28 protein-coding genes are annotated in these 26714 nt (G+C 74.5%); 15 read left to right on the top strand and 13 right to left on the bottom strand.

All coding sequences use genetic code 11. The features are described 5' to 3' along the window. Positions 1-124: 124 nt before the first annotated feature. Positions 125-979 carry a PAC2 family protein gene (locus ACWDXC_RS13305; protein ID WP_219519052.1) on the top strand — a complete coding sequence of 285 codons (855 nt, stop codon included), beginning with the start codon at positions 125-127 and terminating at the stop codon, positions 977-979. Between the two features lie 92 nt (positions 980-1071). Here the strand turns inward: ACWDXC_RS13305 and ACWDXC_RS13300 are convergent, their stop codons facing one another. Both ACWDXC_RS13300 and ACWDXC_RS13295 read right to left on the bottom strand, forming a co-directional pair. Further along, positions 1072-1953, bottom strand: a complete 882-nt coding sequence (locus ACWDXC_RS13300) for a sirohydrochlorin chelatase (protein WP_449981252.1) — start codon at positions 1951-1953, stop codon at positions 1072-1074. A 22-nt stretch (positions 1954-1975) separates the two neighbouring features. Continuing rightward, complete coding sequence (locus ACWDXC_RS13295) at positions 1976-3115, bottom strand: uroporphyrinogen-III synthase (protein ID WP_449981250.1); 1140 nt, start codon at positions 3113-3115, stop codon at positions 1976-1978. Positions 3116-3353: 238 nt separating this feature from the next. On the opposite strand from ACWDXC_RS13295, the gene def reads away from it, so the two are divergent. Continuing rightward, the gene (gene def, locus ACWDXC_RS13290; protein WP_308126248.1) at positions 3354-3836 is read left to right on the top strand and encodes a peptide deformylase; all 483 of its coding nucleotides are present in this window, start codon (positions 3354-3356) and stop codon (positions 3834-3836) included. Here the strand turns inward: def and ACWDXC_RS13285 are convergent. Genes ACWDXC_RS13285 through ACWDXC_RS13275 form a run of 3 tightly spaced genes read right to left on the bottom strand, consistent with a single transcriptional unit; the run spans position 3772 to position 5588 of the window. Next, positions 3772-4065 (bottom strand): WhiB family transcriptional regulator, encoded by a 294-nt coding sequence (locus ACWDXC_RS13285; protein ID WP_246647011.1) that lies wholly within the window; start codon positions 4063-4065, stop codon positions 3772-3774. The genes def and ACWDXC_RS13285 overlap by 65 nt on opposite strands. A 24-nt stretch (positions 4066-4089) precedes the next feature. Then, on the bottom strand, positions 4090-5010 hold the full coding sequence (locus ACWDXC_RS13280; protein WP_449981248.1) for a glycosyltransferase: 921 nt from the start codon (positions 5008-5010) through the stop codon (positions 4090-4092). Next, complete coding sequence (locus tag ACWDXC_RS13275; RefSeq protein ID WP_308126249.1) at positions 5007-5588, bottom strand: D-glycero-alpha-D-manno-heptose-1,7-bisphosphate 7-phosphatase; 582 nt, start codon at positions 5586-5588, stop codon at positions 5007-5009. Before ACWDXC_RS13275 ends, ACWDXC_RS13280 begins: the two co-directional genes overlap by 4 nt. 173 nt (positions 5589-5761) lie before the next feature. Between ACWDXC_RS13275 and ACWDXC_RS13270 the strand changes: the two genes are divergently transcribed. From ACWDXC_RS13270 to ACWDXC_RS13230, 9 genes are read left to right on the top strand one after another with little or no spacing between them, the layout of a single operon-like run. Further along, entirely contained in the window at positions 5762-7393 is a 1632-nt protein-coding gene (locus ACWDXC_RS13270) for a carbamoyltransferase family protein (protein ID WP_219519064.1), read from the top strand. Next, positions 7390-8388: a glycosyltransferase family 2 protein gene (locus ACWDXC_RS13265; protein WP_449981245.1), complete on the top strand. Its 999-nt coding sequence runs from the start codon at positions 7390-7392 to the stop codon at positions 8386-8388. The genes ACWDXC_RS13270 and ACWDXC_RS13265 overlap by 4 nt, the downstream gene beginning before the upstream one ends. Then, a complete protein-coding gene (locus ACWDXC_RS13260; RefSeq protein ID WP_449981243.1) occupies positions 8385-9500 on the top strand; it encodes a glycosyltransferase family 9 protein in 1116 nt (371 codons plus the stop codon). The genes ACWDXC_RS13265 and ACWDXC_RS13260 overlap by 4 nt, the downstream gene beginning before the upstream one ends. Beyond that, the gene (locus tag ACWDXC_RS13255; RefSeq protein WP_449981241.1) at positions 9497-10684 is read left to right on the top strand and encodes a glycosyltransferase; all 1188 of its coding nucleotides are present in this window, start codon (positions 9497-9499) and stop codon (positions 10682-10684) included. Before ACWDXC_RS13260 ends, ACWDXC_RS13255 begins: the two co-directional genes overlap by 4 nt. Before the next feature lie 2 nt (positions 10685-10686). Then, on the top strand, positions 10687-11235 hold the full coding sequence (locus ACWDXC_RS13250; protein WP_357586781.1) for a D-sedoheptulose-7-phosphate isomerase: 549 nt from the start codon (positions 10687-10689) through the stop codon (positions 11233-11235). Further along, positions 11235-12569: a PfkB family carbohydrate kinase gene (locus tag ACWDXC_RS13245; RefSeq protein ID WP_449982032.1), complete on the top strand. Its 1335-nt coding sequence runs from the start codon at positions 11235-11237 to the stop codon at positions 12567-12569. The genes ACWDXC_RS13250 and ACWDXC_RS13245 overlap by 1 nt, the downstream gene beginning before the upstream one ends. Next, complete coding sequence (locus tag ACWDXC_RS13240; protein WP_219505570.1) at positions 12566-13240, top strand: SDR family oxidoreductase; 675 nt, start codon at positions 12566-12568, stop codon at positions 13238-13240. Before ACWDXC_RS13245 ends, ACWDXC_RS13240 begins: the two co-directional genes overlap by 4 nt. Continuing rightward, entirely contained in the window at positions 13231-14103 is an 873-nt protein-coding gene (locus tag ACWDXC_RS13235; RefSeq protein WP_357586777.1) for a glycosyltransferase family 9 protein, read from the top strand. Before ACWDXC_RS13240 ends, ACWDXC_RS13235 begins: the two co-directional genes overlap by 10 nt. After that, positions 14100-15074 (top strand): UDP-glucuronic acid decarboxylase family protein, encoded by a 975-nt coding sequence (locus ACWDXC_RS13230; protein ID WP_219505574.1) that lies wholly within the window; start codon positions 14100-14102, stop codon positions 15072-15074. Before ACWDXC_RS13235 ends, ACWDXC_RS13230 begins: the two co-directional genes overlap by 4 nt. 130 nt (positions 15075-15204) lie before the next feature. On the opposite strand, the gene mshC is transcribed toward ACWDXC_RS13230, so the two are convergent. From mshC to ACWDXC_RS13205, 5 genes are read right to left on the bottom strand one after another with little or no spacing between them, the layout of a single operon-like run. Continuing rightward, positions 15205-16428, bottom strand: a complete 1224-nt coding sequence (gene mshC, locus ACWDXC_RS13225; RefSeq protein ID WP_449981238.1) for a cysteine--1-D-myo-inosityl 2-amino-2-deoxy-alpha-D-glucopyranoside ligase — start codon at positions 16426-16428, stop codon at positions 15205-15207. A 10-nt stretch (positions 16429-16438) separates the two neighbouring features. Then, the gene (locus ACWDXC_RS13220) at positions 16439-17089 is read right to left on the bottom strand and encodes an NRDE family protein (protein WP_449981236.1); all 651 of its coding nucleotides are present in this window, start codon (positions 17087-17089) and stop codon (positions 16439-16441) included. Positions 17090-17112: 23 nt separating this feature from the next. Next, complete coding sequence (locus ACWDXC_RS13215; protein ID WP_219505580.1) at positions 17113-17877, bottom strand: SCO1664 family protein; 765 nt, start codon at positions 17875-17877, stop codon at positions 17113-17115. Then, on the bottom strand, positions 17874-18422 hold the full coding sequence (locus ACWDXC_RS13210; protein ID WP_219505583.1) for a DUF3090 domain-containing protein: 549 nt from the start codon (positions 18420-18422) through the stop codon (positions 17874-17876). Before ACWDXC_RS13210 ends, ACWDXC_RS13215 begins: the two co-directional genes overlap by 4 nt. Positions 18423-18431: 9 nt before the next feature. Further along, positions 18432-19118, bottom strand: a complete 687-nt coding sequence (locus tag ACWDXC_RS13205; protein ID WP_449981234.1) for an MSMEG_4193 family putative phosphomutase — start codon at positions 19116-19118, stop codon at positions 18432-18434. A gap of 64 nt (positions 19119-19182) precedes the next feature. Between ACWDXC_RS13205 and ACWDXC_RS13200 the strand changes: the two genes are divergently transcribed. Further along, positions 19183-20130 (top strand): aldo/keto reductase, encoded by a 948-nt coding sequence (locus ACWDXC_RS13200; protein ID WP_449981232.1) that lies wholly within the window; start codon positions 19183-19185, stop codon positions 20128-20130. A gap of 127 nt (positions 20131-20257) precedes the next feature. Further along, entirely contained in the window at positions 20258-21160 is a 903-nt protein-coding gene (locus tag ACWDXC_RS13195; RefSeq protein ID WP_449981230.1) for a hypothetical protein, read from the top strand. A 60-nt stretch (positions 21161-21220) separates the two neighbouring features. Here the strand turns inward: ACWDXC_RS13195 and fabI are convergent, their stop codons facing one another. Continuing rightward, positions 21221-21985: an enoyl-ACP reductase FabI gene (fabI, locus tag ACWDXC_RS13190; RefSeq protein WP_449981228.1), complete on the bottom strand. Its 765-nt coding sequence runs from the start codon at positions 21983-21985 to the stop codon at positions 21221-21223. A gap of 1 nt (position 21986) precedes the next feature. Next, positions 21987-22682 carry a 3-oxoacyl-ACP reductase FabG gene (gene fabG / locus ACWDXC_RS13185; protein ID WP_219505592.1) on the bottom strand — a complete coding sequence of 232 codons (696 nt, stop codon included), beginning with the start codon at positions 22680-22682 and terminating at the stop codon, positions 21987-21989. A 77-nt stretch (positions 22683-22759) separates the two neighbouring features. Here fabG and ACWDXC_RS13180 point away from each other — a divergent pair, with 77 nt between their 5' ends. Together ACWDXC_RS13180 and ACWDXC_RS13175 are read left to right on the top strand one after the other, a co-directional pair. Further along, positions 22760-24253 carry a TldD/PmbA family protein gene (locus tag ACWDXC_RS13180; protein WP_219505594.1) on the top strand — a complete coding sequence of 498 codons (1494 nt, stop codon included), beginning with the start codon at positions 22760-22762 and terminating at the stop codon, positions 24251-24253. Next, a complete protein-coding gene (locus tag ACWDXC_RS13175) occupies positions 24250-25620 on the top strand; it encodes a metallopeptidase TldD-related protein (protein ID WP_357586769.1) in 1371 nt (456 codons plus the stop codon). Before ACWDXC_RS13180 ends, ACWDXC_RS13175 begins: the two co-directional genes overlap by 4 nt. Here ACWDXC_RS13175 and ACWDXC_RS13170 read toward each other — a convergent pair. Then, entirely contained in the window at positions 25604-26674 is a 1071-nt protein-coding gene (locus tag ACWDXC_RS13170) for a carcinine hydrolase/isopenicillin-N N-acyltransferase family protein (protein WP_449981225.1), read from the bottom strand. The genes ACWDXC_RS13175 and ACWDXC_RS13170 overlap by 17 nt on opposite strands. Positions 26675-26714 lie beyond the last annotated feature (40 nt).

The following is a 26714-nucleotide window of genomic DNA, read 5'->3' as shown; positions in this document are numbered from 1 at the left end:
TGCCCGCGCGGATTTTCCTGCGGGATGCCCCTCAGGGCGCGCGGCGCTGATCACGCTTACCGAGTGACATGAAAGGGCCCCCACCGCATAGGCTTAGCGGGATGGCGGAGACAGGAGGCGACACGTGATCGAGCTCGAAGGGCTCCCCGAGCTCGTCGACCCGGTGCTCATTGCCGCGTTCGAGGGGTGGAACGACGCGGGCGAGGCTTCGAGCGGTGTGATCGCCCATCTCGAGTCCGCGTGGAAGGCCGAGCCGCTGGCCGAGCTCGACCCGGACGACTACTACGACTTCCAGGTCACCCGTCCCGTCGTGGAGATGGGCGAGGGCCTGACGCGGTCGATCGTGTGGCCGACGACCCGCCTGCTGCGCGCCCGCCCGCCGGGCAGCGAGCGTGACGTGGTGCTGCTGCGCGGCATCGAGCCCAACATGCGCTGGCGCGCGTTCTGCGCCGACATCGTGGAGGTCTGCCGCGAGCTGGGGGTGGAGCTGGCCGTGATGCTGGGGGCGCTGCTCAACGACTCCCCCCACACGCGGCCGGTGCCGATCCTGGGCGGGGCCACCGACGAGGCGCTGGCCCGCTCGACCAACCTGGAGCTGAGCCGCTACGAGGGCCCGACGGGCATCGTGGGGGTGCTGCAGCACGCGTTCGGCGAGGCGGGGCTGGGCGCGATCACGCTGTGGGCGTCGGTGCCGCACTACGTGGCCCAGCCGCCCAACCCGAAGGCCACGCTGGCGCTGCTGCGCCGCCTGGAGGACGTGCTGGAGATCCCGATGCCGCTGGGCGACCTCGACGAGGAGGCCCGCGCCTGGGAGCACGGCGTCGACGAGCTCGCCTCGCAGGACAGCGAGGTGGCCGAGTACGTCAAGGAGCTGGAGGAGCGCAAGGACGCGGCGGAGCTGCCGGAGGCGAGCGGTGACGCGATCGCCGCCGAGTTCGAGCGCTACCTGCGCCGCCGCGACCGCGACACGGACTCCTGACCCGTACGACCTCCCGCACGGCCTTCTGTACGGCCTCCCGCCCTTGCGGGAACGGCACCCGCGGTGGCTGCCGGCCGGGTGTTCCACCAGGCCTACATCGAGCCGGTCGCCGGCGCGTACGGCGTGCCCGGCCGGGACGCGAGCGCCGGGGAGCCCGGCCGGGACGCGAGCGCCGAGGAGCCCGTCCGGGAGCCGGGGCCGTCCGGCCGGGCGCGTACGGCGGCGTCGTAGCGGAGCCAGACGAGGTCGGCCACGCCGGGGGCGGGGCCGAGCGGGGCGCTGACCACGTCCGCGCCCGAGTCGCGCAGCCGGGCGTGGAAGAACCCGGGGGCCAGCAGGTAGGAGGCGACGGCGACGCGCGGTGAGCGGGCGCGGGCGAGCGCCTCGCCCAGCGACGGGGAGCCACTGGAGACGAACGCGGCGGTGACGGGCCGCGCCAGGCGCGCGCTGAGGAGGCGGGCGGCGGCGCGGACGTCGGCGAGCCCGGCCGGGTCGGACGAGCCGGCCGCGCCGAGGACGACCGCGTCGCCGGCGCGCAGGCCCGCCTGCGCCAGGCGGCCCGCCAGGGCGGCGGTGAGCAGGTCGTGCGGGCCCAGCCGGTCGGCCACGACGGCGCCGGGGCGGTGCGCGGCGACGACGGCGGGCAGGTCGACGTGCAGGTGGTAGCCGCCGGCGAGCAGCAGCGGGACGACGACGACCGGGCCGCGCGCGGCGGCCAGCACGGCCGGGAGCGGCGGGGAGCTGATCTCCAGGTAGGCGAGCTCGACGCGGACGCCGGGCCGGGCCCGCCGCACGGCCCCGGCCAGCGCCGCCAGGGTCCGCTCCCCCTCCCGGCTACGCGTCCCGTGCGCGGCCAGCACGAGCGAAGGAGGCGCCGGCCTGCCACTCAGCACGAGCGAAGGGGGCGTCGGCCTGCCGCTCAGCGGGAGCGAGGGGGTCGCCGGTCTGCCGGTCGGCGGGGGTGCGGGGGTCATGGGTCTGCCTTACGGGTGCGGGTCATGGGGCGGGGTCGTAGGCGCAGGCCAGGCGGTAGCCGCGTTTGACGACCGTCTCGACGATGCCGCCGGGGCCGAGGGCGCGGCGCAGGCGGGTGACGGCCATCTCTACGGCGTGCTCGGCCGACTCCTTGGCGGCGCTGCCCGGCAGCACGGTGCGCAGGTCGGCGCGGGAGACGACGTGGCCGGGCTTGGCGGCCAGGCGTTTGAGCACGGCCATCGGGGCGGGCGGCAGCGGCCTGAGCTCGCCGTCGACGACGGCCGCGTGGCCGCGGATCTCCACCCGGTGCCCGCCCGCGTCCAGCCGGATGACGGCGTGCTCCGGCAGGTGCCTGGCCAGGGCGCGGGCCAGCGCGCCGAGCCGGGAGCGGTCGGGCTGCAGCGTGGGGACGCCGCGCTCGGTCAGCGGCGCGGCGGTGACCGGCCCGACGCAGGCGGCCACGACGGGCCCGGCGAACGCGGCCAGCAGCCCCTCCTCCAGCCCCTCGGCCCGGGCCGCGCCGAGCATGGCGTGCACGGCGGGCGCGCTGGTGAAGGCGACGGCGTCGACCGCGCCGGAGACGGCCTGGCTGATGAGGCGGCGCAGCGGCGACGGGTCGCGGTAGGGCAGCCACCGGTAGACGGGGATCTCGATCACCTCGGCCCCGGCGGCGCGCAGGGCGTCGGCGAAGCCGGTGAGGGGCTCGCCGTGCTGCTGCACCGCGATGCGGCGGCCGCGCAGGTCCTGGGCGAGCAGGTGGTCCTTCACCTCGTCGCAGGACTCGGCGGGCGCCGTCCAGTGGTCGTTCAGCCCGGCGGCGCGGACGGCTCCCCTGGCCTTGGGGCCGCGGGTGAGCAGCCGGGCGTGTGACAGGTGCTCGGCCAGGTCGCCGGAGAGCCCCCAGCCCTCGGCGGCGGCCATCCAGCCGCGGAAGCCGACCCCGGTGGTGATGACCACGTCGTGGAGCGGTCCGTCCAGGGTGAGGCGGGTGGCGGCGAGCAGGTCGGCGTCCTCGGCGAGCGGCACGAGCCTGATCGCGGGGGCGCTCAGCACGCGGGCGCCGCGCCGTTCGAGCAGCGCGCCGAACTCCTCGCGCCGCCGGGTTGCGGTGACGCCGACGGTGAAGCCCGCCAGCGCGTCGGGCGCGGTCTCCAGGATCATGCGGGCACCTCGCCGGCGGGACGGGGCATCACACGGGTGAGAGCCGATGGTGAAATCACGTCTTCGATCCTGCGATCGGGGCGTTTCGGCACTGTTACCGCCGTGCTAAAAGCACTGTTGCCGCCGGGGCCGTGAGGAGCTGTCACCGCGGTGCCACAAGCCCGGATCCGCGCGGTTGGCGGGGCTCGCGCCGGGGAAACCCCTTGGGAGTGCGACGCGACGTATCGGGGAGTTTCGGGTGACGGTGCCTATCCGGATGTTCGGCGACCCGGCGCTGCGCGTGGTGTCGGAGCCGGTGAAGGACTTCGACCGCGAGCTGCGCAAGCTGGTCAAGTCCCTGACGGCGACGCTGCGTGCCGGTCAGGGCCGGGCCGGGCTGGCCGCTCCTCAGCTCGGGGTGCCGCTGCGCGTGCTGGTCTACGCCTATGACGGCGCGCAGGGCCATCTGGTCAATCCGAGGCTGGAGCTGTCGGAGCGCCGGATCACGGCGGACGAGGCGTGCCTGTCGGCGCCGGGCGTGTGGTGGCCGCTGGAGCGGGCGTACATGGTGACGGCGCGTGGCCGGGACATGTTCGGCAAGCCGGTGACCGTGCGCGCGCTCGGGGTGCTGGCCCGGGTCATGCAGCACGAGGTCGACCATCTCGACGGGGTGTTGTTCAGCGACCACCTCGAAGAGGACGAGCGGGCGCGGTTCCTGGCGGCGGCAACGCCTTCGGGATGAGGGCCCGCCGCTGGTCGGGGTCGGTGCCGCCCCAGACGCCGTGCGCCTGGCGGCTGCTGATCGCGTAGTCGAGGCAGGGTCTGCGCACGGGGCAGTCGCGGCAGATCGCCTTGGCGCGTTCCACCTGCGAGCGGCCGGGGCCCTGGTGCGAGATCGGGAAGAACAGCTCAGGGTCCAGGTCCAGGCAGGCTGCCCTGCGTGACCATTCGAGCGTCGTCGTCATGCTCATCGCGCCTACCCAGGCGAAATCGGGTCATACCTCTTCGAGCAGCTGGTCCCAGTCACGCAGGAACCTGTCGAGCCCGTACCGGGACAGGGCGGCGGCGCGGGCGGCCTTGCCCGCCTGCGCGGCCCGCTCGGGGTCGTCGGCGAAGCCCCTGAGCGCGTCGGCAAGCACGTCCACGCGGGTGGAGACGACGCCCGCCTCCGGCGGCACCGCCTCGACGGCCTCGGTGGCGGCCAGCGCCACGACGGGCATGCCGAGCGTCATCGCCTCGATCAGCGCCAGCCCGAGCGAGGTCCAGCGGTAGGGGTGCAGGTAGACGCGCCGCCGCGCCAGCTCGGCGTGCATGGCGTGCTGCGGCAGGTCCTCGTACGTGCCGTAGGGCAGGCCGTCGACCTTCATGCCGAACAGGTCGAGCGGCGCCGCGGCGGCGAAGCGCGGCAGCAGGTCGGTCCCGGCCACGCGGGTGCGCCGGACGGGCTCGTTGACCACGACGCCGGCCCGGCGCAGCTCGCCGGTGTAGAGGTGGCCGGGGTCGGGCACGCCGTGCTCGATCACCCGGGTGGGCGCCCGGCCGTTGTCCCAGAACAGCTCGTTGAAGTACGTGACGTGCACCAGCGGGATGTCGTCGCGCCCGGCCAGCGGGTGCCGCGTCTCGGGCACGTCGCCCTTGGGCGTGTTGTGCTCGACGTAGACGCCGGGCAGGTCGCGGCCGAGCCATTCGCGGGCCAGCTCCAGCTCGTGCGGCCGCTGGTAGACGACCAGGTCGATCGGCTCGTCGCGGAGCCGGTCCCAGGGCACCTCGCGGGCGGCGGCGGGCCAGTCGTAGGTGGCCGCCCGCCCCCGGCCGTCGGGACCACGGCCGGGGACGAGCGGGATGACGTAGTCGTGGCGGCCCCGGACGAACGCGGTCGTCCACGAGCCGTGCACGTGCCAGAGCAGGATCCTCACCAGTGGCTCCAGTCCACGTGGCGGGCGTCCTGGCCGGCGGCGACGGTGACGGTGTCGCTCAGCACGCGGTCGGCGACGTCGATGAGGTCGGCGGCCACTTCGGCGGCCCGGTCGATCTCCTCCTGGAGGGTCAGGGCCGTGGGCACCATGATGCCGCGGGCGCCCGCCGCCCTGGCGGCCTCCATGTCCCTGCCGATGTCGCCGACGACGACGCAGTCGCGCGGGCTCACGTCGAGCACCGCGGCCGCCCTGATCACCAGGCCGGGCGCGGGTTTGCGGCAGGTGCAGCCGTCGCCGTCGTCGTGGACGCAGATCGCCCACGCGTCGAACGGCCCGAGCAGCTCCTCCACGCGGGCGTTCACCTGTTCCATCTCGTCGGCCGTCAGCAGGCCCTTGGCCACGCCCGACTGGTTGGTCACGACCGCCACCGGCACGTCGGCGCGCCGCAGCCTGCCGAGGGCTTCCAGCGCGCCCGGCATCGGGATCACCCGGGCCGGGTCGCCGTTGTACGGGACGTCCCTGATCAGGGTCCCGTCACGGTCGAAGAGCACGGCCCCGGGACGTCGTTGTTCGAACACTGCCCACCTCCGTCGCGTGCCTCGCAGCTACCCGGCCGCATGTCCGGCAAACAACTACTTAGAGTAATCAACCACCCTTTGGCGCAGGGCGTTTCCGCATTTCCCGGGATCGGGTCATGTTTGAGAGCCGCTCCTCTCGGTAGCGGTTCTCCCAATCCGCAGGGGGAGGACTGATGAGATTTCTCGGCATCAACGCGATCTTCCACGACCCGGCCGCCGCACTCGTGGTGGACGGCAAGGTGGTCGCCGCCGCGGAGGAGGAGCGGTTCAGCCGCCGCAAGCACGGCAAGCGCCCGCTGCCGTTCTCCGCGTGGGAGCTGCCGGAGCAGGCCGCCGCCTGGTGCCTGCGCGAGGCGGGGATCGGGCCCGAGGACGTCGACGCCGTGGCCTACTCCTACGACCCCGCCCTGGTCCGGCAGGCGCCCGACGGCGACTGGGAGGAGCTGCGCACCCGCTACGCGGTACGCGCCCCGCTGTTCCTGGCCACGGCGCTGCCCGGGCTGGACCCGGCGCAGGTGCGGTACGTGCCGCACCACGTGGCCCACGCCGCCTCGGCCGGGCTCGCCTCACCGTGGCGCGACTGCGCGGTGCTGGTGTGCGACGGGCGCGGCGAGGACGTCTCCCACCTGGCCGGCCGCTACCGCGACGGCGAGCTGGAGGTGCTGGCCACGCAGCGGCTGCCGCACTCGCTCGGCCTGCTGTACGAGGAGGTCACCGAGCACCTGGGCTTCATGCGCTCCAGCGACGAGTACAAGGTCATGGCGATGGCCTCCTACGGGACGCCGCGCCACCTGGCCGAGCTGCGCGAGCTGATCTGCACCACCGGCGACGGCGGCTTCCGCGCCGGGCCCGTCGACTGGAACGGCTACGCCAAGGCCCTGCAGAAGGGCGAGCCGTGGACCGCCGACCACGCCGACCTGGCCGCCAGCGTGCAGACGCGGCTGGAGGAGGTGCTGCTGGAGCTGGCCGCCTGGCTGCACGAGCGCACCGGCGAACGGCGGCTCGCACTGGCCGGGGGCGTCGCGCTGAACTGCGTGGCCAACACCCGGCTGCTGGCCGAGGGGCCCTTCGACGAGGTGTGGGTGCAGCCGGCCGCCGGCGACTCCGGCACCGCGCTCGGCGGCGCCCTGCACCTGGCGCAGGCGTACGGCGAGCCCGCCGCGCCGATGACCAGCGCCGCGCTCGGGCGCGGGTTCACCGACGAGGAGCTGGGCGCGTGGCTGGAGGTGGCCCGGGTGCCGCACTCGCGGCCCGCCGACCTGGCCGCCGCCGTGGCCGCCGAGCTCGCCGCCGACCGGATCGTCGCCTGGTTCCAGGGGCGTTCCGAGTACGGGCCGCGCGCCCTGGGACAGCGGTCGCTGCTGGCCCATCCCGGGCACGCGCGCAACACCGAACGGCTCAACGACGTCAAGGGGCGCGAGCAGTTCCGGCCGATCGCGCCGATGGTCCTGGAGTCGCGGGCCGGTGAGATCTTCGGGCGGGGGCCGACGCCCTCGCCGTACATGCTGTTCGTGCACGACGTGCATCCCGACTGGCGCGACCGCATCCCGGCCGTGGTGCACGTGGACGGGACCGCCCGCATCCAGACGGTCTCCCCCGCCGCGCAGCCGCTGATGGCGCGGGTGCTGGCCGAGTTCGAGTGCCTGACCGGGCTGCCGGTGGTGGTGAACACGAGCCTCAACACGGCGGGACGGCCCATGGTGGACGACCCGCGTGACGCCCTGGAGTGCTTCGGCTCCTCGCCCGTCGAGGTGCTGGCGCTCGGCCCGTACCTGGTGCGGCGCGCGGAGGTGTTCGGATCATGATCACTGTGGTGATCCCCACGATCGGGCGGCCGTCGCTGGCGGCCACGCTCGACGCGCTGGGGACGGACCTGCCGATCATCGTGGCCGACGACCGGCGCACCGGCTCGCCGCCGCTCGCGCTGCCGTCCCACGTCCGCGTCGTGCGCTCGGGCGGGCGGGGGCCGGCGGCGGCCCGCAACGCCGGCTGGCGGCTCGCCAGGACGCCGTGGGTGGCGTTCCTGGACGACGACGTGGTGCCGGAGCCCGGGTGGGCCGAGGCGGTCTGGAAGGACCTGGCCGACCTGCCGGACGACGTGGCGGGCAGCCAGGGCCGCATCGTGGTGCCGCTGCCCCGCGACCGGCCGCCCACCGACGCCGAACGGCACACCGCCGGGCTGCAGACGGCCGAGTGGCCGACGGCCGACATGGCCTACCGGCTGTCGGCGCTGGAGATCGTGAGGGGCTTCGACGAGCGCTTCCCGCGCGCGTACCGGGAGGACGCGGACCTGGCGCTGCGGGTGCGGGCGGCGGGGCACCGGCTGGTGCGGGGCTCGCGCGTGACCGTGCACCCGCTGCGGCAGGACGGTTACTGGTCCAGCGTGCGCTTCCAGCGGGGCAACGCCGACGACGCGCTGATGCGGCGCCTGCACGGGCGCGGCTGGCGGGCGGCGATCGGCGGCCCGCGCGGCCGCCTGCGCCGCCACGCCGTCACCACGGCCCTCGGCCTGACAGCCCTCGCCCTGGCGGCCACCGCCGCCGCGCTCCCCGCCGTCCGCCGCACGCCGGCCGCGGCCGGGCGCGCCACCCGGGCGGCGGACAGGAGCCGCAGGCTGGCCTGGGCGGCCGGGGTGGCGGCCGCGGGGTGGGCGGCGATGACGGCGGAGTTCGCGTGGGCGCGGATCGCGCCCGGCCCGCGGACGCCCGCCGAGGTGGCGCGGATGGCCGTCACCAGCGTCGTGATCCCGCCGGTCGCCTGCGCGCACCGGCTTCGGGGGGAATGGAGGGTGCGGCGATGAGCGCTGCGGTGCTGTCACGGGCCCGCCCGCAGGCGCAGCCGGCCGCCGAGAGCGAGCCGGCGGGCCGCGGGCCGCGGCGCGGCCGGGGCCGGGTGCTGGTCGCGCGGCTCGACGACGCCGGGGACGTGCTGCTGGCCGGACCCGCCGTGCGGGCGGTCCGGGAGGGCGCCCGCGAGGTGGTGATGCTGGCCGGCCCGCACGGCCGGGCGGCGGCCGAGCTGCTGCCCGGGGTGGACCGGGTGATCGAGTGGCGGGCCCCGTGGATCGACCACCACCCGCCGGCCGTGGACGCCGACCGGGTGAACGAGCTGGTCCGGCGGGTGCGCGGCATCGACGAGGCGCTGATCCTCACGTCCTTCCACCAGTCGGCGCTGCCGCTGGCCCTGCTGCTGCGGCTGGCCGGGGTGCGCCGCATCTCGGCGATCAGCAACGACTACCCCGGCTCGCTGCTCGACGTGCGTCACGTCGTGGACGAGAGCCAGGACGTGCCGGAGGCCGAGCGGATGCTCGAACTGGCCCGCGCCGCCGGGTTCGAGCTCGCGCCCGGCGACGACGGCAGACTCGCAGTTCGGCGGCCACTTCCGGATATGAGCCGCCAGATCGGGCAGGCACTGAGCGCCGGCGGCGTTGCCGGCAAAGGCGCGTATGTCGTGGTGCACCCGGGGACCACCGCCCCCGCCCGGTCCTGGCCCGCAGAGAGGCACCGCCAGACCGTGAAGGAGCTGGTCGACGACGGGCATCGCGTCGTCGTCACCGGCAAGGAACGCGAGCTCACCGCCTTCGTCGCCCACCAGGTCGCCGCCGACCTGGGCGGCAGGACGACGTTCGCCGAGCTGGCGGCCGTGATCGAGGGCGCGTCGGTGCTGGTGGCCGGCAACACCGGCCCCGCGCACCTGGCGGCCGCGGTCGGCACCCCGGTCGTCAGCCTGTTCGCTCCCGTCGTCCCGGCCGCCCGCTGGGCTCCGTACGGCGTGCCGGTGGTGCTTCTCGGTGACCAGCAGGCGCCCTGCCGCGCGAGCAGGGCGCGCCTGTGCCCGGTACCCGGGCATCCGTGCCTGTCAGAGGTGACGAGTGAGCAGGTGGTCAAGGCAGTAAGGGAGCTGGCGCAGTGAAGATCGATCTCATCTCGGAGCATGCCGATCCGCTGGCCGCCGTGGGCGGCGTCGACTCGGGCGGCCAGAACGTGTACGTCGCCGCGCTGGCCGTGGCGCTGGCCGGGCGCGGCCACTCGGTGGTCGTGCACACCCGCCGGTCCGATCCCGTCCGTCCCGTCTCGGTGCCGCTCGCGCCGGGCGTCACGGTCTCCTACGTCCAGGCGGGGCCGCTCGCCCCGGTGCCCAAGGACGAGCTTCCCCCGTACATGCCGGAGTTCACCGAGCGGCTGGCCGAGCGGTGGGCGCGCCGCCGGCCGGACGTGGTGCACGCGCACTTCTGGATGAGCGGGCAGGCGGCGCTGGATGCCGCCGACGGGGTGCCGGTGGTGCAGACGTTCCACGCGCTGGGCACGGTCAAGCGGCGCTGGCAGGGCGGCGCCGACACCAGCCCGGCGCACCGGATCGCCACCGAGCGCGAGATCGGCGAGCGGGCCGACGCGATCCTGGCGACCTGCCGGGACGAGGTGCTGGAGCTGCGCGCGATGGGCGTGCCCGAGCGGCGGATCACCGTGGTGCCGTGCGGGGTGGACGTGGACGCGTTCCGCCCGGACGGGCCGGTCGCGCCGCGCGACGGGCGGCCGCTGGTGCTCAGCATCGGCCGGCTGGTGCCGCGCAAGGGCGTCGACACGGTGATCGCGGCGCTGCGCAGGCTGCCGGACGCCGACCTGGTGATCGCCGGCGGGCGGGCCGACGACGAGGAGGCGGTGCGGCTGCGCGACCTGGCCGGCCGCTACGGGCTGGCCGACCGGGTGCGGGTGATCGGCAGCGTGCCGCGCGAGGACGTGCCCGCGCTGATGCGCTCGGCCGACGTGCTCGTCGCGGTGCCCTGGTACGAGCCGTTCGGGATGGTGCCGGTGGAGGCGATGGCGTGCGGGGTGCCGGTGGTGGCCTCGGCCGTCGGCGGCCACCTGGACACGGTGGCCGGGGCGGGCCTGCTCGTGCCGCCGCGCCGCCCGCGCGCCCTGGCCAGGGCGCTGCGCGACGTGCTCGACAACCCGGACAGGCGCCGCGAACTGGGCGAGGCGGGAGCCCGCCGGGCCCGCGACCGGTACGGCTGGCCGAGGGTCGCCGAGCTGACCGAGGCCGTGTACACGCAGGTCATCGACGGCCAGCCGCGCCGTCTGGCCGCTCTTGGGGGGTAGCCATGGACACGCATCTGGAGAAGCTCCGCACCGCCCTGGCGCGGGTCGACGGCCACGCGGTCACGGTCCGCGCCTGGGGCGGCAAGCTGGCGGGCGTGCTGTCGGCCGGCGGCCGGCTGCTGGCCTGCGGCAACGGCGGGTCGGCGGCCGAGGCGCAGCACCTGACGGCCGAGCTGGTCGGCAGGTTCAAGGACGACAGGCAGCCGTACGCGGCGATCCCGCTGCACGCCGACACCTCCTCGATGACCGCGATCGTCAACGACTACGGCGCCGACGAGGTCTACGCCCGCCAGGTGCGGGCGCACGGCCGGCCCGGTGACGTGCTGGTGTGCCTGTCGACCAGCGGCGGCAGCACGAACGTGATCAACGCGGCGCTGGCGGCGCAGGAGGCCGGCATCCTCGCCTGGGCGCTGACCGGGCCCGCGCCGAACCCGCTGGCCGACGTCTGCGACGAGACCGTCGCCGTGCCGTTCGACGACACGGCCACCGTCCAGGAGGTCCACCTCGCGATGATCCACATGCTCTGCGACGCGGTGGAGGAGGCGCTGTGATGGGGCCGCTCGTGGTGATCGGGGACACGCTGCTCGACGTGGACGTCGAGGGCGAGACCGAGCGCCTGTGCCCCGACGCGCCCGTGCCGGTGGTGGACGTGGCCGCCGAGCGCGCCCGGCCCGGCGGCGCGGGCCTGGCGGCGCTGCTCGCCGCCCGCGACGGCGCCGACGTGGTGCTGATCACCGCGATCGGCGACGACCCGGCCGGCCGCCGCCTGTGCGGGCTGCTGGCCGACGAGCTGGAGCTGGTCCGCCTCCCGCTGCGCGGCGGCACCGTACGCAAGACGAGGATCAGGTCGCGCGGCCAGACGCTGCTGCGGATCGACACCGGCGACGGCCGGGCCAGGCGGGCGCCCGAGCACGCCAGGGCGGCCGAGGCGGTCGCCGAGGCGGGCGCGGTGCTGGTCGCCGACTACGGCCGGGGCGTCGCCAGGGTCGCGCTGGAGCTGCTGCGGGGCGTGGACGTGCCGGTCGTGTGGGACCCGCACCCGAAGGGCGAGCGGCCCCCGGCCGGCTGCGCCCTGGTCACGCCGAGCGAGGCGGAGGCGCGCGGCCTGTGCCCCGGCCCCTACCCCGGCCCCGACCGGGCCGCCCGGCGGCTGCTGCGCGAGCTGGACGCCCGGGCGGTCGCCGTGACGGCCGGGACGCGCGGCGCCTCGCTGGCGCGCCGCGACGGCTCCCTCACCAGGATTCCGGCGCCCGTGCTGGCCACCGGCCAGGACGTGTGCGGCGCCGGTGACCGGCTCGCGAGCGCCGCCGCGCTCGCCCTGCGGGCCGGCGCGGACGTGGAGGAGGCGGTGACGATCGGCGTCGGCGAGGCTTCGCGCTTCGTCGCGCGCGGCGGCGCCGCCGCGGTCCGCGTCCAGGAGCAGGAGCTGGGCGACCGGCCGCGCACCGCGGTCGAGGTGGCCGAGCTCACCCGGGCCTCCGGCGGGCGGCTGATCGCCACCGGGGGCTGCTTCGACCTGCTGCACGCCGGGCACGTGAGCCTGCTGCGGCGGGCCAGGGCGCTGGGCGACGCGCTCGTCGTCTGCGTCAACTCCGACGCGTCGGTGCGCAGGCTCAAGGGCCCCGCCCGGCCGGTCGTGGACGTCCGCGACCGGGTCGAGGTGCTGCGCGCGCTGAGCTGCGTGGACGCGGTGCTGGTGTTCGACGAGGACACCCCCGTGGACGCGATCGAGCTGCTCCGCCCCGACGTGTGGGTGAAGGGCGGCGACTACGAGGGCGGGAACCTGCCCGAATCCGAGGTCCTGGCAGGGCTCGGCGCGGAAACGGTCGTGCTGAGCCTGCTGCCGGGACGGTCGACCACGAATCTGATCAGGGAGATCCGATGAACGTATTGATCACGGGAGGCGCGTCCGGGCTCGGCCTGGCCACGGCGGAAGCGGTGGAGAAGGAGGGCTGGCGTCCGCTGGTCGTCGACGTGCGCGACCCCGACCAGCGCTTCGAGCACGTGACCGCCGACCTGGCCGACCGGGGCGAGGCCGAGCGGGCGGTGCGGGAGCTGGCCGAGCGGGCCGGCGGCCTGGACGCCGTCGTCACCGCCGCGGGCATCGACGCGTGCGGGCGGCTGGAGGACGTGCCCGCCGACGACTGGGAGCGGGTGATCCGGGTGAACCTGCTCGGCACGGCCGCGGTCGTCCGGGCGGCGCTGCCGCACCTGAAGGCGTCCCGGGGCCGGGTCGTCACCTGCGCCTCGACGCTCGGGCTGCGGCCGCTCAGCGACGCCTCGGCCTACAGCGCGTCGAAGTTCGGCGTCGTCGGCTTCACCCGGGCGCTGGCGCTGGAGATGCGCGGCGAGATCGGCGTGACGCTGCTGGTGCCGGGCGGCATGCGGACGAGCTTCTTCGACGGCCGCCCCGAACAGTACAAGCCGGGCCCCGAGGCCGGGCTGAACGACCCGGCGGACGTCGCCAGGACCGTAGTGTTCGCGCTGTCGCAACCGGCCGGCTGCGAGATCAGGGAGCTCGTCATCTGCCCCGGCACGGAGACGTCATGGCCCTAGAACTGCTGGTGCTGCGCGGGCTGGGACTGGGCGACCTGCTGACGGCCGTCCCCCCGCTGCGCGCGCTGCGCCAGGCCTTCCCGGAGCACCGGATCACGCTCGCCGCGCCCGCCGTGCTGGGCCCGCTGCTGCCGTTCATCGGGGCGGTGGACGCGCACCTCGACGTGTCGGGGCCGGGGCCGGTGCCGTTCGAGCGGCCCGACATCGCGGTCAACCTGCACGGCAAGGGCCCGCAGAGCATCGAGGCGCTGCGCCGTACCGGCCCGGGCAGGCTGATCAGCTACGGGACGGGCCCCGCCTGGCGCGACGACCTGCACGAGGTGCGGCGCTGGTGCGAGCTGCTGGAATGGCACGGCATCCCCGCCGACCCGGACGACCTGACGCTCGGCGTCTCCGACCGGACCGGCCCGGCGATCGTGCACCCGGGCGCCGCCTACCCGGCGCGCCGGTGGCCGCCGGAGCGGTTCGCCCGGGTGGCGGCGGCGCTGGACGACGTGGTCGTCACCGGCAGCGCCGCCGAGGTCGGCATCGCCCGGCGGGTCGCCGAGCTGGCCGGGCTGCCGCCGGAACGAATGCTGGCCGGCCGCACCGACCTGGCCGACCTGATCGACCTCGTCGGCCGGGCCCGGCTGGTCGTGTGCGGCGACACCGGCGTCGCCCACCTGGCGACCGCGTTCTGCGTGCCGTCGGTGGTGCTGTTCGGGCCGGTGTCGCCCGCGCTGTGGGGGCCGCCGCCCGGCTGGCGGCACGTCGCGCTCTGGGCGGGCCGCAACGGGGACCCGCACGGGGAACGGCCCGACCCGGGGCTGCTGAAGATCGAAGTATCCGAAGTCGTCGACGCCGCAATGGAGGTCACGTCATGAGGGCGCTGGTCACCGGAGGAGCCGGGTTCCTCGGCTCCTACCTGTGCGAGCGGCTGCTGGACGAGGGGGCGGACGTGGTCTGCATGGACAGCTTCCTCACCGGCGGCCCACGCAACGTGGAACACCTGATCGACCGGCCGTCGTTCCGCATCATCGAATGCGACCTGACCGGCTACGTGCACGTGCCCGACCGGCTGGACCTGGTCCTGCACTTCGCCTCGGCCGCCTCGCCGGCCGACTACCTGCGCTACCCGATCGAGACGCTGCGCGTCGGCAGCGTCGGCACCCTGCACGCGCTCGGGCTGGCCCGGGAGAAGGGCGCGCGGTTCGTGCTCGCCTCCACCAGCGAGGTGTACGGCGACCCGCTGGAGCATCCGCAGCGCGAGACGTACTGGGGCAACGTCAACCCGGTCGGCCCGCGCAGCGTCTACGACGAGGCCAAGCGCTTCGCCGAGTCGCTGACCACGGCCTACCGGCACGCCCGGGGCACCGACACGGGCATCGTGCGGATCTTCAACACGTACGGGCCCCGGATGCGGCCGTTCGACGGCCGGGCGATCCCGACGTTCATCCGGCAGGCGCTCATGGGCGAGCCGATCACGATCACCGGCGACGGCTCGCAGACCCGGTCGATCTGCTACGTGGACGACACGGTGTCGGGCATCCTGGCGATGGCGGCCAGCGACTTCGCCGGGCCGGTGAACATCGGCAACCCGGACGAGCTGACCATGCTGGAGCTGGCCACGATGGTCAGGGACCTGAGCGGGTCGTCGTCGCCGATCGAGTTCATCGACCGGCCGGCCGACGACCCCCGGGTGCGCCGGCCGGACACGTCGCTGGCGGCCGAGCGACTCGGCTGGAAGGCCCAGGTGCCCGCCGAGGAGGGGCTGCGGCGGACCATCGAGTGGTTCTCGGCCGAGCTCGCCGGCTTCACCCCGGCGGCCCCCATGGCCGCCGAGGCGGGCGCCTGACCGGCCGCCCCGCCGCCACGGGCGCGCCCGCCAGCGCCATCACGGGCCGCGCCCGCCAGCGCCATCACGGGCCGCGCCCGCCAGCGCCATCACGGGCTGCGCCCGTCAGCGCCATCACGGGCTGCGCCCGTCAGAGGGCGATGCCGAGGAGGGCGTCGGTGAGGTCGCGGACCAGGGCCGGGGCGCCGGGGTCGGTGCCCCGGCCCGCCAGCGCCTCCTCCGCCCAGGCGTCGACGGCGGCGAGCGCGCCGGGGGCGTCCAGGTCGTCGGCGAGCCGCTCGCGCACGGCGGCGAGCACGTCGCCGGCGGGCGGGGCCGTGGCGAGCGCCACGGCCGAGCGCCAGCGCTCCAGCCGCGCCTCGGCCTCCGCGAGCATCGCCGGCACGTATCCCCAGTCGGCCCGGTAGTGGTGGGCGAGCAGCACGAGCCGGATCGCCATCGGGTCGTGCGCGGCCCGCAGCTTGGACACGAACACCAGGTTGCCCTTGGACTTCGACATCTTCTCGCCGTCGAGCCCCACCATGCCGGCGTGGGTGTAGAAGCGGGCGAAGGGCCACTCCCCCGTGGCCGCGTGGCCCTCGGAGGCGCCGCACTCGTGATGCGGGAAGATCAGGTCGGAGCCGCCCCCGGCGACGTCGTAGCCGGCGCCCAGGTGGTCGAGGGCGATGGAGGTGCACTCGACGTGCCAGCCGGGCCGCCCCCGCCCCAGCGGTGAGTCCCAGGCGGGCTCGCCGGGCCGCTCGGCGCGCCACAGCAGCCAGTCGAGCGGGTGGCGCTTGCCGGGCCGCTCGGGGTCGCCGCCGCGCTCGGCGAACAGCGTGAGCATCTCGGCCTCGCCGTAGCCGGACACCTGCCCGAACTTGGGGGCGTCGGCGACGCTGAAGTAGACGTCGCCGTCGAGGTCGTAGGTGACGCCCTTGGCGCCGAGGCCGGCGATGAGATCGGCGACCCGGTCGACGACCTCGGTGACGCCCACGTACTCGCGCGGCGGCAGGATGCGCAGCGCCTCCATGTCGGTGCGGAACAGCTCGATCTCGCGCTCGGCGAGGCTCTGCCAGGCGACGCCGGTGCTCTCGGCCCGCTCCAGCAGCGGGTCGTCCACGTCGGTGGCGTTCTGCGTGTAGTGCACCTCGTGTCCGGCGTCGCGCCAGAGGCGGCCGACGAGGTCGAAGGCGAGGTAGGTGTTGGCGTGCCCCAGGTGCGTGGCGTCATAGGGGGTGATGCCGCACACGTACATCCGGGCGGTGGGGCCCGGGTCGGTCTGCCGCACCTGCTTGGCCGCGGTGTCGTAGAGCCGCAGCGGGACGCTCTCACCGGGCAGCTTGGGGATGTTGGGGGCGGACCACGATCTCATGTCTTCGAGCCTATCCGTCCCGATCAGCTGTCATGTCGGTGAAGTCGTACGTCACTCCGCCGGTGTCGAGCGTGAGCAGGGTGACACTGAGCGTGGTGAAGCGGCGGCCGTCGGGCAGCGTGTGGTCGACGATGAGCGCGGCGGGGTCGGCGGAGGGCGGATCGGTGATCAGCTCGTGCCAGTCGGCCGTGCTCTCGAACCGGGGCAGGAACGCGGTGACGCGCTCGCTGGCGGGGTCGAGGCCGCTGTTGACGATCATGCTGGTGCCGTCGGGCAGGACGGTCGTGGCGAGCCGTACGCCGTCCCAGGTGAACAGGCGGGCCCGGCCGGGGTCGGCGAGCACCAGGTGGAAGGGGTCGTAGCGGGTCAGGTCGAGGTCGGGCAGGTCGCCGGCGGCGACGGCGCGCAGCGGCAGGTCGCCGCGGGAGACCTTGACGGCGTCGGGGGCCTCGCGGCCGCGGCCGTTGAGGAGCGCGGCGGCGCGCCGGGCGGACGGGTCGACCGCCAGCCAGGTGCCGCCGGCCTTGAGGTCACGCCCGCCGACCACGCCGGGGTAGTCGGGCCAGTGCTCGCCGGGGCCCTCCCAGGGGCGGTCGGCGAACTCGTCGCGCACCCCCATGAGGGTGAGGGGCAGGCCCGTTCTCACGATCACCGTGCACATGCGGCAAAGCGTAGTAAACAGGATTAGATGGGCGGCCAGGGGATGGCAGGCCAGCCCTCGGAGGGCGAGGGGTGCACGCCGGTGTCGAGGAGCTTGCGCACCCGCTTCCACGTCGCCTCCACCTCCGCGAGCGTCAGCAGCTCGCGCAACCGGCGGCCGAGCGAGCCGGACTCCAGGTCGCGCTCCAGCTTGGCGAGCACCGCCACCGCCTCGCGGGCCAGCGGTTTGCCGCGCCACTGCCACAGCACGGTGCGCAGTTTGTCCTCCACGGCGAAGCAGACGCCGTGGTCGACGCCGTAGACGTGGCCGGTGGGCATCGGCAGCAGGTGGCCGCCCTTGCGGTCGGCGTTGTTGACGATCGCGTCGAACACCGCCATCCGCCGCACCACCGGGTTGCGGCTGCGCACCAGCCGCATCAGGTCGACCTCGCGCTCGGTGTCGATCCAGAGCTGGCACATGCCGGGACCGAACGGCCCGTCGCGGTAGACCGTGGGCGGCACGACGTGCCAGCCGGTCGCCTGGGAGACCTCGAAGGCCGCGACCTCGCGGGCGGCCAGGGTGCCGTCGGGGAAGTCCCACAGCGGCCGCTCGCCGCGCACCGGCTTGTAGACGCAGGCGACGCTGCGCGAGCCGAGCGTGACCGAGCAGTAGAGGGTCATGTTGGTGGCTTCGACGAGGCGGCCGGCCACCTCCAGGCGGCCGTCGCGGAGCAGCTTGAGCGTCTCCTCCTCGTTCATGGCCGTGGGAGGGGTGGGCCTGACGGCCGGCTCGCTCTCCGGAGCGGTCATGAAGCCGCCTCACCTCCGCGGTAGCCGTTGAGACGTACGCACACGTGACCCGTGGCGTCGAGCGGCTGCCCGCAGAGCGGGCACGGCGGGCGTCCCGCCGACACGATCTTGAGCGCCCGCTGGGTGAAGGCGCGGGCGGCCCCGGCGCTGATGCGCACCCGCAGCACCGCGGGCTCGGGCGCGTCGAGGTCGTCCTCGTCGACGACCTCCTGGGCCTCGATGACGACCTGGGAGCTCTCCTCGTCCCAGGACAGCGCCATCGTGCCGACCCGGAACTCCTCCGACACCGGGACGTCGAGGGGGCCGTCGTCGGCCAGGTCGGCGGGGGCGATGGCCGGCACCCGGGCGGTGCCGCCGCTGAGCCGCAGGACCTCGTCGAGCATCTCGTCGAGCCTGTCGGCGAGCGCGGCGACCTGCAGCTTCTCCAGCGCCACGGTGGTCAGTCTGCCCTCGGCCCTGGCCTGCAGAAAGAAGGCTCGTGCGCCCGGCCGCCCGAGGGCGCCAGCCACGAACCTCTCCGGTGGGTCGTAGTCGAAGACCGGCATAGCCTGACCTTACGTGGTCCCGGGCCCGCCGCCGACGGCGGCATCGCTCCCGGTGGAGTTTTCTCCCCCGTCTTTCTCCTCCGAATCCTCGGGCAACCGCAATTCCCCCATATCGTTAACTCTGAGAACAAAGGGACGCAAGGGGGCATAGCGAATCACGGTGAGAGCCGCCGGATCAGCAGTTATCCGCTGAAAGTGATCGAGGTGGAGCCCCAGAGCGTCGGCCACGATCGCCTTGATCACGTCTCCGTGGCTGCACGCCAGGTAGACAGCCTTCTCCCCCAGGCGTCTATTCCACTCCCGGACCGCCGCCACGGCCCGCGCCTGCATCGCCGCGAGCGACTCGCCGCCGGGGAACTCGGCGGCGCTCGGGTGGGCCTGGACGACCGGCCAGAGCGGCTCCCGCGCCAGCTCCTTGAGCGCGCGCCCGGTCCAGGCGCCGTAGTCGCACTCGATCAGCCGCTCGTCGGTCAGCACCGTCAGGTCGCGGCCCCCGGCCACCGCCTCGGCCGTCTCCACGCAGCGCTCCAGCGGGCTGGAGACGATCGCGTCGAGCCGTACGGAGGCGACGCGCCCGGCCAGCGCGGCGGCCTGCGCCCGGCCCGCGTCGCTGAGGTGCACCCCCGGGGTGCGGCCCGCCAGGATCGGCCCCGTCAGGTCGGTGAGCCCGTGGCGGGCCAGAAGCAGCGTCGTCACGACCCAAGTGTCGCAGGCGTCTATCACGGCGTTTCACCCACCCGAGCGGTAACCTGGCGGGATCATGGAGCAGCGCTATGTCGGCCACAGCGGCCTGTCGGTGTCCCGGATGGGCCTCGGCACGATGACGTGGGGGCGTGACACCGACGCGGACGACGCCGTGGCCCAGCTGCGCACGTTCATGGACGCGGGCGGCACGCTGGTCGACACCGCCGACGTCTACACCGGCGGCGACGCCGAGCGGCTGCTGGGCCGGATGCTGCGCGACTCGGTGCCGCGGGCCGAGCTGGTGATCTCGACCAAGGCCGTGGTGACCCCGCTGGGGCGCCGGCCGCGCGACGCCTCCCGGCGTCACCTGATCGCCGCCGTCGACGACTCGCTCGGCCGGCTCGGGCTCGACTATGTGGACCTGTGGCAGCTGCACACCTACGACGCCGAGGTGCCGCTGGAGGAGACGCTGGCCGCGGTCGACGCGATCGTCTCCTCGGGGCGGGCCGTCTACGCGGGCGTGTGCGACTACACCGGCTGGCAGCTCGCCGCGGCGGCCGTGACGCAGCGCGCGGCCCCGGGGCGGGTGCCGATCACCGCCGTGCAGGCCGAATACTCGCTGCTGGCCCGCGACCCCGAGCGCGAGCTGCTGCCCGCCGCCCAGCACTGCGGGGTCGGCGTGCTGGCCTGGTCGCCGCTCGGCCGGGGCGTGCTGACGGGCAAGTACCGGACGGGCATCCCGGCCGATTCCCGGGCCGCCACGCCGCATTTCGCGGATTTCGTCCGCCCGTATCTCGACGAACGCAGCCGCCGGGTGGTGGAATCGGTCATGACCGCGGCCGACGGGCTGGGGGTCTCGCCCTTGGCCGTCGCGCTGTCCTGGGTGCGCGACCAGCCCGGGGTGGCCTCGGCGATCGTCGGCGCCCGCACGCTGGCGCAGCTCAGGAGCACCCTCCCGGCCGAGGACGTGGTGCTGCCGATCGAGATCCGAGAGGCCCTGGATGACGTGTCGTCACCCGATTGACGGCGAACGAGAGCTCAACTCGCGTATCACTAGTCGATACCGAATCGCAACATTAACGGGAAAACACCTGCGTCTGATGGCCGATGTCCATAAAGATTTCCTCCGGGAGCGATTCGGGAGGGGACGAATGGGGAGCAGGAGCGCCATCTCGGCCGGGGTGCTGGCGATGGCGCTGGCGGCCGTGCCGGTCGCGGCGCCACCCGCCCAGGCCGCCGACTGCGAGCGCGGCGGCGGACTGCTCTCCGGGGTGACCGACAGCCTGTGCGGCGTCGTCGAGGCGGTCACCGGCACCGTCGACCAGCTCACCGGCGGGCTCACCGATCCGGTGACCGACGGGCTCGACAAGACCACCGACACGGTGCTCGGCACGGTCGGCGAGGCGGTCCCCACCGGCCGGCCGCGCGCCTCCGGCAAGCCGTCCGGCAAGCCCGCCGCCACGCCCGACCCCCCGGGCCCCGTCGAGCCGCCCGAGCCGCCCGACCCGAAGGTCACCGAGCTGCTGCCGGAGCCGCTCGACGAGGTGTGCCTGCCGGTGGTGGGCTGCGACGAGGACGGCGTGCTCGGCGGCCTCACCACGCCGACGCCGGCGGCGACCGGCCCTGACGACGGCGAGGACGACCGGCCCGCCGACGAGCGCGGGCGGCGCGAGGACACCACGGCCGTGCCCGCCGAGGTCGTCACCACGCCGCCGGGCGACACGGTCGTGCCGCCGGACAACCAGCCGCACCTGATCGACTCGCGGCAGGAGCCGGTGGGCGACAAGCCGTCGGCCGACCCGGAGGACTTCCGGATCGACCTGCTGTGGCCCAACCCGTTCGCCGAGGAGTTAGGCCTGCCCGCCGACGAGCGGCCCGTCGTCCGGCCCTCCACCCGCGCCTCCGACGTGGTCGGCACGGCGCTGACGATCATCCTGCTCGCCACGGCCGTGGCCGCCACCCGCATCGTGCAGCAGCGCCGTCACCGACGCGAGCAGAGCGAGACCATCCCCTTCGAGCCGGCGCGCGGCAACGGCCTCCACCGGCTCGCCTGACCCGCCCGCCGGGCGCGCCCGCCCGGCGTCAGGCCGGATCTCCGGGCCCGCTCTCCGGGGTCAGGCGCCGATCGCGTGGACGCCGCCGTCGACGTGCACGATCTCGCCCGTCGTGGCCGGGAACCAGTCGGACATCAGCGCCACGCACGCGCGGGCCGCCGGCATCGTGTCGGCCAGGTCCCAGCCGAGCGGGGCCTTCTCCGGCCAGCTGTCCTCGAACTCCTTGAAGCCCGGGATCGACTTGGCGGCCATCGTGCGCAGCGGCCCGGCGGCCACCAGGTTGGCCCGGATGCCCTGCTTGCCCAGGTCACGGGCCAGGTAGCGGTTGCACGACTCCAGGCCGGCCTTGGCCACGCCCATCCAGTCGTAGACCGGCCACGCCTTGGTCGCGTCGAAGTCGAGGCCGACGACCGCGCCGCCCTCCTTCATCAGCGGCAGGCAGGCCACGGCCAGCGCCTTGTAGGAGTAGGTCGACACGTGCACGGCGGTGGCGACGTCCTCCCAGGTGGTGTTGAGGAAGTTGCCGCCGAGCGCCGTCTGCGGGGCGAAGCCGATGGAGTGGACGACGCCGTCGAGGCCGTCGACGTGCTCACCCACCCGGGCCGCCAGCGAGTCGAGGTGCTCGGTGTTCTGCACGTCGAGCTCCAGCACCGGCGCCGGGGCGGGCAGCCGCTTGGCGATCCGCTCGACCAGGCTGAGCCGGCCGAACCCGGTGAGCACCACGGTGGCGCCCTCCTGCTGCGCCAGCTTGGCGACCGAGAAGGCGATCGAGGCGTCGGTGAGCACGCCGGTCACCAGGATGCGCTTGCCTTCGAGAAGTCCCATGTCAGTGCCCCATTCCGAGTCCGCCGTCGACGGGGATCACGGCCCCGGTGATGTAGGAGGCGTCGTCGCTCGCCAGGAAGCGCACGACGCGGGCGACCTCGGAGGGGGTCGCCTGCCTGCCGAGCGGGATGTTCTTGACGATCGCGTCGGTGTCGAGCTCGGCCGTCATGTCGGTGGCCACGAAGCCGGGCGAGACGACGTTGACGGTGATGCCGCGCGAGCCGTACTCCCGGGCCATGGAGCGGGCGAAGCCGATCAGCCCGGCCTTGGAGGCGGCGTAGTTGGTCTGGCCCGCCTGGCCGAGCATGGCGATGACGGAGGAGACGAGGATGACGCGGCCGCGCTTGAGCTTCATCATCGGGCGGATGGCCCGCTTGGCGACGCGGAAGGCGCCGGTCAGGTTGGCGTCGACGACGTCGGTGAAGGTCTCCTCCTTCATCATCGCCAGCAGCGTGTCCTTGGTGATGCCGGCGTTGGAGACGAGCACCTCGACGGGGCCGTGCTCGGCCTCGACCTTGTCGAAGGCGGCCTCGACGTCGGCCATGCTGGTGACGTCGCAGCGGACGCCGAACAGCCCTTCAGGCGGCTCCCCCGATCGGTAGGTGACGGCGACGGCGTCGCCGGCCGCGGCCAGTTCGCGGGCGATCGCGAGGCCGATGCCGCGATTGCCTCCTGTGACGAGTACAGAGCGTGCCATGAGAACTGACGCTATCTCCTACCGGCGGGTACCGGCTTGTCCGGGGGATACAAGATCACAGCGTTAGGATCGTGGACATGCGCCAGATCGATGACGATTTCCTCGCGCTGCCGCTCAGACGGCTCGCGGACGCCGCCCTGCAACGCGCACGCGAGCTCGGCGCGGAGCACGCCGACTTCCGGCTCGAACGCATCAGAGCCGAGACCCTGAGCCTCTACGACGCGCGCCTGGAGGGCGCCGCCGACGCCGACGACCTCGGCTACGCCGTGCGCGTGGTCAAGGGCGGCACCTGGGGGTTCGCCGCCGGGATCGACCTGACCCCCGAGGCCGCCGCGCGGGTGGCCGAGCAGGCGGTGCGGGTCGCGGAGGTGAGCGCCCCGATCAACCGTGAGCCGATCGAGCTCGCGCCCGAGCCGGTGCACGGCGAGGTCACCTGGGTGTCGTCCTACGACGTCGACCCGTTCGACGTGCCGTCGGCCGACAAGGTGGCGCTGCTGGCCGACTGGTCGGCGGGCCTGCTCAAGGGCGCCGACCACGTGTCGGCGCGGCTGCTGCAGGTCAAGGAGCAGAAGTTCTACGCCGACACGGCCGGCACCGTGACGACGCAGCAGCGGGTGCGGGTGCATCCCGTGCTCAACGCCATGAAGGCGTCGGAGACCGGCTTCGACGACATGTCCACGATCGCGCCGCCGGTCGGCCGGGGCTACGAATACCTGACCGGCACGGGCTGGGACTGGGCGGCCGAGCTGGCCGCGCTGCCGGAGCTGCTGGCCGAGAAGCTGGCCGCGCCGTCGGTCGAGGCGGGCGACTACGACCTGGTGATCCACCCGTCCAACCTGTGGCTGACCATCCACGAGTCGATCGGCCACGCCACCGAGCTCGACCGGGCGCTCGGCTACGAGGCCGCCTACGCCGGCACCAGCTTCGCCACCTTCGACCAGCTCGGCGAGCTGGTCTACGGCTCGCCGCTGATGAACGTGACCGGCGACCGCACCGTCGAGCACGGCCTGGCCACGATCGGCTACGACGACGAGGGCGTGCAGGGGCAGAGCTTCGACATCGTCAAGGACGGCGTCCTGGTCGGCTACCAGCTCGACCGGCGGATGGCGCTGATGAAGGGCCTGGGCCGCTCCAACGGCTGCGCCTTCGCCGACTCGCCCGGCCACATGCCGATCCAGCGCATGGCCAACGTGTCGCTGGCCGCCGCGCCCGGCGGCCCGTCGACGGAGGAGCTCATCTCCGGCGTGGAGCGCGGCATCTACATCGTCGGCGACAAGAGCTGGTCGATCGACATGCAGCGCTACAATTTCCAGTTCACCGGTCAGCGCGCGTACCGGATCTCCCACGGCGAGCTCGCCGGGCAGGTCCGCGACTTCGCCTACCAGGCCACCACCACCGACTTCTGGCAGTCGATGGAACGCGTCGGCGGCCCGCAGACGTACGTGCTCGGCGGGGCCTTCAACTGCGGCAAGGGCCAGCCGGGGCAGGTGGCGCCGGTCAGCCACGGCTGCCCGTCGGCCCTGTTCAGGAACGTACGGATACTCAACACCGTTCAGGAGGGCGGAAAGTGACTCCCCAGGAGATGGTGGAGCGGGCCCTGGAGCTCTCCACGGCCGACGGCTGCGTGGTGCTGGTGGACGAGGAGTCCACCGCCAACCTGCGCTTCGCCGGCAACACGCTGACGACCAACGGCGTGGCGCGCTCCAGCCGGCTGACCGTGATCTCGATCGCCGGGCGGGGCGTGGGCGTCGTGTCGCGCGCCGCGGTGCGGCCCGAGCAGCTCGCCGCCGTGGTGGCCGCCGCCGACGCGACCGCGCGCGACGCGCAGCCGGCCGAGGACGCGGGCGAGCTCGTCGCGGGCGGCCCGGCGAGCGCGTCGTGGGACGGCCCGGTGACGCCGACCGACATCGAGGTGTTCCGCGGGTTCGCGCCGGCGCTCGGCGAGGCGTTCGCCTCCGCCGAGGCGGGCGGCAGGAGGCTGTACGGGTTCGCCGAGCACACGCTGACCACGACGTTCCTCGGCAGCTCGACCGGGCTGCGGCTGCGCCACGACCAGCCGTCGGGGCGGCTGGAGCTCAACGCCAAGTCCGCCGACCTCAAGCGCTCGGCGTGGGCCGGGGTGGCCACGCGCGACTTCACCGACGTGGACGTGGCCGCCCTCGACGCGGGGCTGGCGCAGCGGCTCGACTGGGCCAAGACGCGCGTTGACCTCCCGGCGGGCCGCTACGAGACGCTGCTGCCCCCGACGGCGGTCGCCGACCTGATGGTCTACCTGTTCTGGTCCGCCGGCGCCAGGGACGCGCTGGACGGCCGCTCGGTGTTCTCCAAGCCGGGCGGCGGCACCCGGGTCGGCGAGCGGCTCGCCACGCTGCCCGTGACGCTGTCGAGCGACCCGGCGGCGCCCGGGATCGGCTGCGCGCCGTTCGTGACGGCACGCTCGTCCAGCAGGGAGAGCTCGGTGTTCGACAACGGGCTGCCGCTGTCGGCCACCGACTGGATCGCCGACGGCCGGCTGGAGGCGCTGCTGCAGACGCGCTACTCGGCCGGGCTGAGCGGCCTGCCGGTGACGCCCTCCGTCGACAACCTGATCATGAAGGGGCCGGAGGACGGCCGCTCCCTGGAGGAGATGATCGCCTCCACCGAGCGCGGCCTGCTGCTGACCTGCCTGTGGTACATCCGCCAGGTCGACCCGCAGACGCTGCTGCTGACCGGGCTCACCCGCGACGGCGTCTACCTGGTCGAGCACGGCGAGGTCGTGGGCGAGGTGAACAACTTCCGGTTCAACGAGAGCCCGGTCGACCTGCTGGGCCGCCTCACGGAGGTGGGCGCGCCGGAGCAGACGCTGCCGCGCGAGTGGGGCGACTACTTCACGCGGGCGGTCATGCCGCCGGTGCGGGTGCCCGACTTCAACATGTCGACGGTCAGCCAGGCGAGCTGATCGCCAGCTCGTGCACACGGCCCCAGCGCTGCCCGGTGACCAGCCGGGCGGTGCCGGCCGTCAGGTCGTACACGACCGACCAGCGCGTGTGCGGCTGCGCCACCCGGCGCAGCAGGGCCAGGGGGTCGGCGCCGGCCCCCTGGCTGAGCGCGCGGTAGCGGGGATCGGCCAGGCGGGTGGCGCGGCTCGCGCCGGTCATGGTGATGTTGGTCAGCACGCGGTCCTCGATGACGTTGAGCCTGCCGTCGCCGTACTCGACGACCGCCGAGCGGCCCGAGCGGTCGCCGATCAGGTAGTGCACCTGCGGGCCGCCGGAGAAGTCGACGTCGTAGCGGCGCATGAGGGCGACCGCCTCGTCCACGGTGGCGGCCCGGTCCAGGAGCAGCCGCATGACGCGGGCGCTGCCGACCGTCGTGCGTCCCGGCGCGCGGGCGGGCAGCAGCGCGTCGGGCACCTGGGCGAGGCCGACGGCCAGGCCCTTCTCGTTCATGCCGTCGAACGGCGCCAGCACCGCGTGCGCCAGCCGCCGCCGGTCGGCCGGGTCGCCGAGGTCCGGGGCGCCGCCGTGGCCGAGCACGTACGAGACGTCCGAGATCGACAGTGAGGCGTAGCCGCCCGGCGGGCGGGCGTGCACCACCATCGCCGGGTGCGGGTCCCAGTCGAAGTTGCGGCCGAACACCGGACCGGCCTCGCCGGGCTGCAGGAACAGCGAGCAGGCCCACGCGTCGTCGCGGCGGGCGAGCTCCTGCTCGGTGAGGGGCGCCTCGGCGTCGTAGCCGCCGTGGAAGGTCATCTCGTACAGCGGCAGGTCGTCCAGCCGGCGCAGGCTCGCCGCCGTACGGGCCGCCTCGGCGGCGCTCTGGCGCAGGACGGGGGCCGGGGCGGGCTCCTGTGACCGAGGCGGCGGCTGCCCGGCGGCCTCCCGCGGCGTGGCGGTCGTCCCGCAGGCGGCGAGGGCGCAGGCGAGCACGACGGCGAGCACAGCGCTGAGCACAGCGCCGGGCACAGCGGCCAGGGCAGGCGGGGCGGGCGGGAGCGCGGGGCGGCGGCGCATGCCCGCAGTGTGAACGGCCCGCGCCGCCCCTGTCACGTCC

The sequence above is a fragment of the Nonomuraea sp. NPDC003214 genome (assembly GCF_053590035.1).
This window is presented reverse-complemented; position numbering and strand designations above follow the sequence as displayed.

Bases quoted from the DNA above. Each gene is read 5' to 3' on its own strand.
- ACWDXC_RS13260 (WP_449981243.1), top strand. From the start codon at position 8,385: ATGAGCGCTGCGGTGCTGTCACGGGCCCGCCCGCAGGCGCAGCCGGCC.
- ACWDXC_RS13215 (WP_219505580.1), bottom strand. From the start codon at position 17,877: ATGACCGCTCCGGAGAGCGAGCCGGCCGTCAGGCCCACCCCTCCCACG.
- ACWDXC_RS13170 (WP_449981225.1), bottom strand. From the start codon at position 26,674: ATGCGCCGCCGCCCCGCGCTCCCGCCCGCCCCGCCTGCCCTGGCCGCT.
- ACWDXC_RS13220 (WP_449981236.1), bottom strand. From the start codon at position 17,089: ATGTGCACGGTGATCGTGAGAACGGGCCTGCCCCTCACCCTCATGGGG.
- fabG (WP_219505592.1), bottom strand. From the start codon at position 22,682: ATGGCACGCTCTGTACTCGTCACAGGAGGCAATCGCGGCATCGGCCTC.
- ACWDXC_RS13240 (WP_219505570.1), top strand. From the start codon at position 12,566: ATGAACGTATTGATCACGGGAGGCGCGTCCGGGCTCGGCCTGGCCACG.
- ACWDXC_RS13285 (WP_246647011.1), bottom strand. From the start codon at position 4,065: ATGAGCATGACGACGACGCTCGAATGGTCACGCAGGGCAGCCTGCCTG.
- ACWDXC_RS13195 (WP_449981230.1), top strand. From the start codon at position 20,258: ATGGGGAGCAGGAGCGCCATCTCGGCCGGGGTGCTGGCGATGGCGCTG.
- fabI (WP_449981228.1), bottom strand. From the start codon at position 21,985: ATGGGACTTCTCGAAGGCAAGCGCATCCTGGTGACCGGCGTGCTCACC.
- mshC (WP_449981238.1), bottom strand. From the start codon at position 16,428: ATGAGATCGTGGTCCGCCCCCAACATCCCCAAGCTGCCCGGTGAGAGC.
- ACWDXC_RS13210 (WP_219505583.1), bottom strand. From the start codon at position 18,422: ATGCCGGTCTTCGACTACGACCCACCGGAGAGGTTCGTGGCTGGCGCC.
- ACWDXC_RS13235 (WP_357586777.1), top strand. From the start codon at position 13,231: ATGGCCCTAGAACTGCTGGTGCTGCGCGGGCTGGGACTGGGCGACCTG.
- ACWDXC_RS13295 (WP_449981250.1), bottom strand. From the start codon at position 3,115: ATGATCCTGGAGACCGCGCCCGACGCGCTGGCGGGCTTCACCGTCGGC.
- ACWDXC_RS13245 (WP_449982032.1), top strand. From the start codon at position 11,235: ATGGGGCCGCTCGTGGTGATCGGGGACACGCTGCTCGACGTGGACGTC.
- ACWDXC_RS13300 (WP_449981252.1), bottom strand. From the start codon at position 1,953: ATGACCCCCGCACCCCCGCCGACCGGCAGACCGGCGACCCCCTCGCTC.
- ACWDXC_RS13180 (WP_219505594.1), top strand. From the start codon at position 22,760: ATGCGCCAGATCGATGACGATTTCCTCGCGCTGCCGCTCAGACGGCTC.
- ACWDXC_RS13200 (WP_449981232.1), top strand. From the start codon at position 19,183: ATGGAGCAGCGCTATGTCGGCCACAGCGGCCTGTCGGTGTCCCGGATG.
- ACWDXC_RS13265 (WP_449981245.1), top strand. From the start codon at position 7,390: ATGATCACTGTGGTGATCCCCACGATCGGGCGGCCGTCGCTGGCGGCC.
- ACWDXC_RS13230 (WP_219505574.1), top strand. From the start codon at position 14,100: ATGAGGGCGCTGGTCACCGGAGGAGCCGGGTTCCTCGGCTCCTACCTG.
- ACWDXC_RS13250 (WP_357586781.1), top strand. From the start codon at position 10,687: ATGGACACGCATCTGGAGAAGCTCCGCACCGCCCTGGCGCGGGTCGAC.
- ACWDXC_RS13270 (WP_219519064.1), top strand. From the start codon at position 5,762: ATGAGATTTCTCGGCATCAACGCGATCTTCCACGACCCGGCCGCCGCA.